The organism is Metabacillus niabensis, from assembly GCF_902829255.1.
GTDB lineage: Bacteria > Bacillota > Bacilli > Bacillales > Bacillaceae > Metabacillus > Metabacillus niabensis.
This window is the reverse complement of record NZ_CADEPK010000019.1, coordinates 26,105-34,154: the sequence shown is the minus strand read 5'-3', so window position 1 is coordinate 34,154 and position 8,050 is coordinate 26,105. Positions and strand designations below refer to the sequence as shown.

General features: G+C 35.1%; 7 protein-coding genes and 1 pseudogene. 3 read left to right on the top strand and 5 right to left on the bottom strand.

Annotation, left to right across the window (positions count from 1 at the left end):
- Nucleotides 1–242, top strand: a pseudogene (locus HU235_RS24855) (short chain dehydrogenase); the annotation flags it as partial.
- Between the two features lie 145 nt (nt 243–387).
- Nucleotides 388–1,098, top strand: coding sequence for a YesL family protein (locus HU235_RS04160; protein WP_174879412.1), 711 nt, complete (start codon nt 388–390; stop codon nt 1,096–1,098).
- Between the two features lie 200 nt (nt 1,099–1,298).
- On the opposite strand, the gene HU235_RS04155 is transcribed toward HU235_RS04160, so the two are convergent.
- From HU235_RS04155 to HU235_RS04145, 3 genes are all read right to left on the bottom strand, one after another.
- The gene (locus tag HU235_RS04155) at nt 1,299–1,478 is read right to left on the bottom strand and encodes a hypothetical protein (protein ID WP_174879411.1); all 180 of its coding nucleotides are present in this window, start codon (nt 1,476–1,478) and stop codon (nt 1,299–1,301) included.
- Between the two features lie 153 nt (nt 1,479–1,631).
- Entirely contained in the window at nt 1,632–1,817 is a 186-nt protein-coding gene (locus tag HU235_RS04150; protein WP_095298727.1) for a hypothetical protein, read from the bottom strand.
- A gap of 237 nt (nt 1,818–2,054) precedes the next feature.
- A complete protein-coding gene (locus tag HU235_RS04145) occupies nt 2,055–2,279 on the bottom strand; it encodes a hypothetical protein (protein WP_095298729.1) in 225 nt (74 codons plus the stop codon).
- A gap of 825 nt (nt 2,280–3,104) precedes the next feature.
- Here HU235_RS04145 and lacZ point away from each other — a divergent pair.
- Nucleotides 3,105–6,245, top strand: coding sequence for a beta-galactosidase, LacZ type (gene lacZ / locus HU235_RS04140; protein ID WP_174879410.1), 3,141 nt, complete (start codon nt 3,105–3,107; stop codon nt 6,243–6,245).
- 97 nt (nt 6,246–6,342) lie between these two features.
- On the opposite strand, the gene HU235_RS04135 is transcribed toward lacZ, so the two are convergent.
- Together HU235_RS04135 and HU235_RS04130 are read right to left on the bottom strand one after the other, a co-directional pair.
- Nucleotides 6,343–6,699: a DUF3221 domain-containing protein gene (locus tag HU235_RS04135; protein WP_174879409.1), complete on the bottom strand. Its 357-nt coding sequence runs from the start codon at nt 6,697–6,699 to the stop codon at nt 6,343–6,345.
- A gap of 125 nt (nt 6,700–6,824) precedes the next feature.
- On the bottom strand, nt 6,825–7,961 hold the full coding sequence (locus tag HU235_RS04130; protein WP_174879414.1) for a glycosyltransferase family 4 protein: 1,137 nt from the start codon (nt 7,959–7,961) through the stop codon (nt 6,825–6,827).
- Nucleotides 7,962–8,050: the final 89 nt, after the last annotated feature.

Here is an 8,050-nt window from a genome sequence, read left to right as displayed (position 1 = left end):
TATTAAGACAAACGGTTAACTATCATAGGAAGGTTTCGACTGTTACAAAAGCAATGATTCAATTTCTCGGTCTATTTAGCAAGGATATGCGGGAGGTAGTCGAGATGTTTTATTTAAGCGAAGAGCCTGTCGTTTTATCAGGAGAAAAGTATGAAAATGAGATTGGAAAGATACCAAAAACACCTTATAAGGAAGGGATTAAGGAAACAATTGAGTATATGAGGAGGAAAAATAACAGGTAAAATGCTCATTTATCCTATCTAGACATGCACTCATGACTTTCCAAAATCTATCAAACTATAGAAAACTCACTATATGGAAACGCTTTATGCTATAATAGACGTGAAATACTTTTCATGATAAGCATAATGAAAGCGGGATGAAATGATGACAGAAATGATGAGTGGACTAAATCGAGTATTTGAATGGGTCATGAGATTATCCGTGATTAATATATTATGGGTTTTGTTTAATATTCCTATTTGCTATTTGCTATTATCACTTTTACTAGCCGATGATTTATCAGTTGCGTTTACGATAATTTTGACGATTGCTGTTTTATCACCCTTCTTGTTTTTCCCAGCAACGACTGCAATGTTTGGTGTAGTAAGAAAATGGGTAATGGGGGAGACAGATGTTCCTTTAGTAAAATCATATTGGGGTTTTTACAAAGAAAACTATGTAAGAAGCTTATGTGGAGGAATTGTTTTCACATTACTTTGGATAATATGGGGATTTGATTTTTATTATTTTTCACAAGTAAATGTGTTCATTAGTTCTCTATTTTTAGCTGCCGGACTATTTTTAATTCTTTTCACGTTGTCCTTCTTTTCAAACACAGTACATTCGGAATTGACCTTTGTAACAAGTATTAAAAATTCGTTCTTTTTATCGCTTGTTTACCCAATTACGAATATATTAATGCTCATCGGAGTTGCCGTAATTTTATATATTAGCTTAACGATGTTTACGTTTCTTCTTCCATTTTTTACTGGGACGTTAATTGCGTTAATTTCATTCACTGGGTATTATCAAAAAATGAATAAAATCCTCGCAAATAAAAAAGTGAATCCTGAGGAAAAGCAAGCTGAGCTGTAAGATGAAAGGAACAGTGCCCAAATGAACAGTGGCGCTGTTTTTTTATTTCCTGTTTTCGAAATCTTTGCTTACTTTTTTGTTGTTTTGCTTGATTTCGCTATTAGCGGGGGATGATGAGCCAACACGGTGTAAACATCGATGTGTAAGTAGACAAACAAAAAGGATGACAATGATAATCGTCATCCTTAAAGGTAAATGAACTAGTAAGCGTTTCCATAAATAACGCCCTTAAATTTTATTTTTAATTTTGTATGGTCATTTTTCTTCAAATCTTTTTGAATATCTTTAATTCGTTTTACAGCATCTGTCATTCCTGATGCATTAATTTTATGTTCAATTGTTTCATTTCCTGTATCAATTAAAAAAACGAAATGTTTCATATTTAGTCTCTCCTTAGATGATCTTCTATTTGATTCTATTATAGTATAATATACTCATTAAATGAAAGCGTTTTTACGAGATAATTGTGAACATATTGTGAATGCGTTTTCAAAAGGTGATCTTTAGTGAAATAATGGCTTCTAGGAGCGTTATTAAAACAAATAAATTGCAAATGCAATAACGATAGCGATACCTAGAAGAATATAAATCCATGATAAACGTGAAATATTTCCTTTCGTTTGCTCATCATAGTTATGATCACCCTTGCCACCTAACAATAAAGTTCCAATAAGCGCTAAAATCCCAATTAAGATAACGAGAATGATGGCAAATGTCATAATACCCTCCAAAAATAATAATGTCCCAATCTTATTTAAAGCAGTTTTAAAGCTTGAGGTTGATATTCTTACAATGCTGATTAGCGGAAACGTGAGATTTAGCAGGAGAAGAACGTGTATAAGGAGAATAGCTCTTCTGCAGAAAGCGAATCACATGTAAAGAAATCAGCTTGTAAGTTTAACAGAAGGCACAAACTAGATATAAATAAAAGTAAAATCCTCCGATTGGAAGATTTATTAAAGGATATTAGATTTGTTGGATGAATCTTCAATTTTCATTTGTTCAAGCTCAAGTCTCATTTTTTCTGTTTCCAATTTAAAGTTTTCATGCTTAAGTTTTTCTAATTCTAGCTCTTCCTTAATCATTTTATGCTTTCTTTTTGATTGGCTCTCCAAATGGCTAGTAATAATCGCAATGATTGGAATAGAAAAAACTAAAATAACTGCAACAAGGCCAGTCAATTTCAATCACCCTCACTTTTTTTGTAGGCGTTGTTAATCTTTGTTGTTAATTTCTTTCTTTCGCGGGCTGTCACGGAGCCTTCGCGGTGTTAGTGCGTGTCGGATCACCCTTTGACACGCCTCTCCTTAAGGTTTCTCAAGTATCTCTTCATTAATCAAGGGACTAAAAAATCAACAATTAGCTTTACAACACCTTTTTGTAAAAAGTACATTATTAGATACTCTTTATTTTATCAGAATTATTTAACAAAATCTCGTTATCATGATAACAATTGCTAATAATTGTATATACGATTAAAACCTGTGAAAGGTTTCCTTTTTTTATATTTCGGCTGTTAAATTTGGTTGTTTATATTCGCATTAGGTATTGATGTCTTGAGTTCCTCCTCGGTGTCAGGCATGTTGGTTCTCTCTTTGATACCGATCCATGTCTTTTGCTCCAATCACCAAATTGTTAAAGAGCCTTAATATAAGATAGAAAATATATGTGTTCTTCTTGTGGGGTGTAAGCTCACAAATAGTAGTTAGCAAGAGAGACGCTCAAATTCTACCTATTTCCCATTTCACTATGTAGTATTCCATTTTTACGGATATTAGTAATTAATAATCGAGAAGGGGGTTTTTGTTAATAGCAAAATTACGGCCATTAACATGATTTACTGAGGCTTTCTTTTTCTTCGCAAAGAGGGGAATTCCCCTTCTAATAGGAGGTTTAACTGTAAAATATGGTATAATCATACAGAGTAATATTGTAATATAGTTTCAATGTACTAGGTTTTCAAATTGTTCCTAAAAAAGAATCTACTAAAAGTGAGGAATCGTTCGATGCTTAAACAGTTAAAGAAGTTCGAGTACACACCACCAAGTAATGGATATCCTGAATGGAACAACAACCCAGAGATTTTTCAAATTAATCGAGTGGAAGCACATGCAACATTAATGCCGTACAATACGATTAAAGAAGCACTAGCAGGGAACAAACAGCAATCAAGCTTTTTCCAATCATTAAATGGAATGTGGAAATTTTCGTTTGTTGAAAGTCCAGATAAAAGAAATCGCTCCTTTTACGAAAGGGATTTTGATTGTAGTGAATGGGAAGAAATTGCCGTTCCTTCACATTGGCAGCTACAGGGCTACGATTACCCACAGTACACTAATGTAAGGTATCCTTGGGAAGGAAAAGAGGAGATAAAGGCACCATTTGCTCCAACAAAGTATAATCCTGTTGGCCAATATGTTCGCATCTTTACGATTAGTAAAGATTGGAAAGATAAGCCTGTCTATCTCAGCTTCCAAGGTGTTGAATCGGCTTTTTATGTTTGGATAAATGGTGATTTTGTCGGGTACAGCGAAGATACGTTTACACCCGCGGAATTTGATATTACCCCATATTTAATTGATGGAGAAAATAAAGTAGCGGTTGAAGTATACAGGTGGTGTGATGGCAGCTGGCTTGAGGATCAAGATTTTTGGCGGTTAAGTGGGATTTTTCGAGATGTTTATTTATATTCCACCCCAGATTTACATATATTTGATTATTTTGTTCAAACAAATTTAGATGATAACTATCAGGATGCGGAACTAACGATAAGTGCGAAACTAGTTAATTATTTTGCACAAAATCATGGCGTTGTTACACTTGAGGCTATTCTTTATAATCAAGAAAATGTAAGCGTATTAAAAAACAAGCTTGAAACAAAAATTGAAAGCAATGGGCAACTGCATCTTGAGGCAACTCTCTCCACATTTGTCGATAGCCCATTAAAGTGGAGTGCAGAACAGCCTAATTTATATACACTTGTATTAGTATTAAAAGATAATGCTGGACAGATAATTGAAACCGAAAGCTGTAAAATTGGTTTTCGTACGTTTGAAATAAAGGATGGATTAATGAAAATCAATGGGAAGCGCATCGTCTTTAAAGGTGTGAACCGTCATGAATTTGCGGCAGAAAGAGGAAGAGCGATAACGTATGACGATATGGTTCATGATATAAAATTGATGAAGCAGCATAATATTAATGCTGTTCGAACTTCCCATTATCCGAATCATCCGCTTTGGTATGAGCTATGTGATCAATATGGCTTATACGTAATAGATGAGACGAACTTAGAAACACACGGTTCCTGGACATACGGTCAAGTTGGCGAGGGAACTGCGCTTCCGGGAAGTAAGCGTGAATGGACAGAAAATGTTCTTGACCGATGCAATTCAATGTTTCAACGAGATAAAAATCATCCATCAGTCGTCATTTGGTCACTTGGAAATGAATCCTTTGGTGGCGATAATTTTCTGAAAATGTATGAATTTCTTAAAGAAAAGGATCCGACGAGAATTATTCATTATGAGGGAGTCTACCATTATCGGGCAACAGAGGCTGCATCAGATATTGAAAGCACGATGTACATTGCTCCAAACGAGGTCGAGGCTTACGCAAAACAAACACATAATACGAAAAGGAAGCCTTATATTCTTTGTGAATACAGCCATGCAATGGGAAACTCCTGTGGAAATCTCTCAAAGTATACAGAGTTATTTGATCGGTATCCGATTTTGCAAGGTGGGTTTATTTGGGATTGGAAGGATCAAGCACTTAAAACATATACGGAGGATGGCACTCCATTTTTAGCATATGGTGGTGATTTTGGTGATACACCGAATGATGGAAATTTCTCAGGAAATGGTTTAATTTTTGCAGATGGAACGATTTCCCCGAAATTATATGAAGTGAAAAAATGCTATCAAAATATAAGCTTTCAAGCTATCGATGTAAAAGAAGGCGTCATTGAGGTAACAAATAAGTATTTATTTACAAATTTAAATCAATTTTGGTTAAGCTGGGAATTCATGAAAAATGGGGAATTGATTGAAAGTGGCTTGCAAAATATTGATGTTGCTCCTGGAACGTCTAAAATTGTTAGAATTGACTATTTGACACCTTCTACAGATATTGTTGGTGAAGAATGTCTGTTGAATTTGGCTTTTCTTCTTAAGGAAGACACATTGTGGGCAGAGGAAGGACATGAAATAGCGTTCGAGCAATTTGGTTTACCAAAGGATGGCGTAAGAATTATCAATATTGAACGTCATGTCCCAGCTCTTGAAGTAAAGGATGAGACAGATTCATTATTAGTAAAGAGTGAGCAGTTTACGGTTAGCTTTAATAAAGAAACCGGAAGCATTGAATCATACGAATATGAGGATGTTGACCTTATAAAGTCAGCGCTAATGCCGAACTTTTGGCGAGCGATGACTGATAACGATCGTGGGAATAGGCTAAATGAAAGAAGTGCAACATGGAGAAAGGCAGGAGTAAAACGACGATTAACAAGCTTTACGTATCATATTACAGATTATGCTGCAACGATTTCTACTGAATATATGCTCCCTACTTCGACTCCGTCCTTCTGTAACATTACGTATACAATTACAGGCGAGGGCAAAATCGAAATCCATCAAAACTTGATTCCAGGTGAGGGGTTGCCAGAAATTCCTGAAATAGGTGTCATGCTCTCAATGGATAAGACATTTGATACGATCACATGGTATGGGAAAGGTCCGTTTGAAACCTACTGGGATCGGGCAACTGGAGCAAAAATTGATATTTATAGTGGGAAAGTAGTTGACCAATTCGTCCCATATTTAAAACCACAGGAATGTGGAAATAAAACAGAGGTTAGATGGGCGACATTATTAAATGCAGATGGAATTGGCTTAAAGATTACCGGAAAGCCAACCTTTGAAATCAATGCTCTTCCATACACTCCTTTTGAATTAGAAGAGGCTTCTCATTGTTATAAGCTACCGGAAACACATAAGGTTGTTGTAAGAATCAATCATAAGCAAATGGGAGTTGGCGGAGATGACAGCTGGGGACAGAAAACACACCCAGAATACACACTTTATGCAAATCGTACGTATTCCCACACATTTGTAATCGAAGGGATAAAAGTACCTCGGGTGTAATTGAAAAATAAATATTGGAACAAATAGAAAAGGCATTGTTTGTAGCAATGCCTCTTTATGTATTAAAAATTTTTAATAATAAGAATGAATAAATCAATTATTTATCGACTATCTTTTCATACTTCAATACCTTTGTTTTCGGAGGATAAGACTCTCTAATATAATCATACCAGATTGTGATTTTATCTCCTGATTGAACTCTACTGTTCAAATTATAAAGTTGGATAATGTCTTTAAATTCTTTTTTCACTTGTTCTAAATCATAATTTGATAAATCAGGAGGTGATTTTACATTAAGAAGTAACCACTTTCCTTCAATTCCTGAATAAACGACTCCGCTCATTGTTCGATTATCATTAGGTTTCTCTAGTTCAGATATCATTTCAGAAGTGTTATTTGCCTTACACCCAAGCAAAAGTAGCATTACAATCGTTATAACAATTATGTATTTCACAATAATTCACCTGCTTTTTGTATAGCTTTTAGCAAAAAACCTATGGATGTAGTGTTACATATAAATAGGATAAAAAGAAATGATTGGAAGATACAACCCCCACATTAAAAATGTGGGGACTGTCCCTATGAATTTAGACTAGTTACATAAATGTTTTCTAATCTTTCTGCTACATGATGAAATTGGAAATGCTCTTCAACGATTTTTCGTCCAGCAAGACCGAATTGTTTTGCTTTATTTCGGTTTGAAAGAAGATAATCGATTGCTTGAGAAAAAGCTTGTGGATTATCGTAGTCGGAAATGACATAGCCATTATGCTTGTGAGCAATTACCTCTGCATTGCCGCCGCGGTCCGTTGTTATAATTGGAAGTCCAGCTGCCATTGCTTCATAATGAACACGTGCTAGAGGCTCATGCCATTGTGAGCTGCAAACGAATAGATCTGCCATTGTCATATAAAGAGGGATTTCGTCTGATGGAATATAGTTCGTAAAGTAAATATGGTCACGATGGTTTTCTGCTAATGTATATAAAGAATGTACATAGTCATCAACAGTATTTTCACTAAACCATTTCCCTCCAACGATGACTAAACAGATATGAGGGTATTTAGGAATAAGCTCTTCAAGTGCTTTAATTAATAAATGGGGTCCTTTTGTTTTATTTAATCTCCCAATAAAAAGAACAACCTGCTTGCCTGAAAGCTTGTGGCGTTGTCGAAGCGTTCTTTGTAGCACTTGGCCTTGTTTCTCATGAATAGACGTAAATTTTGTCAAATCGACTCCTGAATATAATACATATATTTTATGAGAATATTGTGGATATCGATATGTGACCGTTCGTTTAATATATTGACTAACAGTAGTAATTGCATCGACATGTTTCAGTGCCCGGAGGCTTTCTTCCTTTGTCATCTTCAGCTCTGAAAACATATCATTATGGAGACTGAGGACAAATTTACTTGTTGGTGATGCTGCCTTGTATAGATGGACCGTATTTGGGCGATTAAATACATGAATTAAATCAAAGGATTGGTTTTTAAGTGCATTCGCTACATCCATTTCATAGTTTTCCCTAGGAAACCGTATATATTGAATAAATCCATCTGTTTCTTGATTTGAGAGCTTAGGGTCGGTAATCGAGAAAATGGTTACTTGATGGTTTTGGAAATAAGGAATAATCCCATCTAACATAATTTGAATGGCTCCTCCTCTTATTGCGGGAGAGGGAAGCTTTTCTGTACAAATAAAGGCTAGTTTCAATTGTATCATTTCCTTTAAGTCTCATAGACGTATTAAGTGCATACTTTGTCATCTGTTTTAAGCTAATAGGTAGATTGAGTTTCATATTC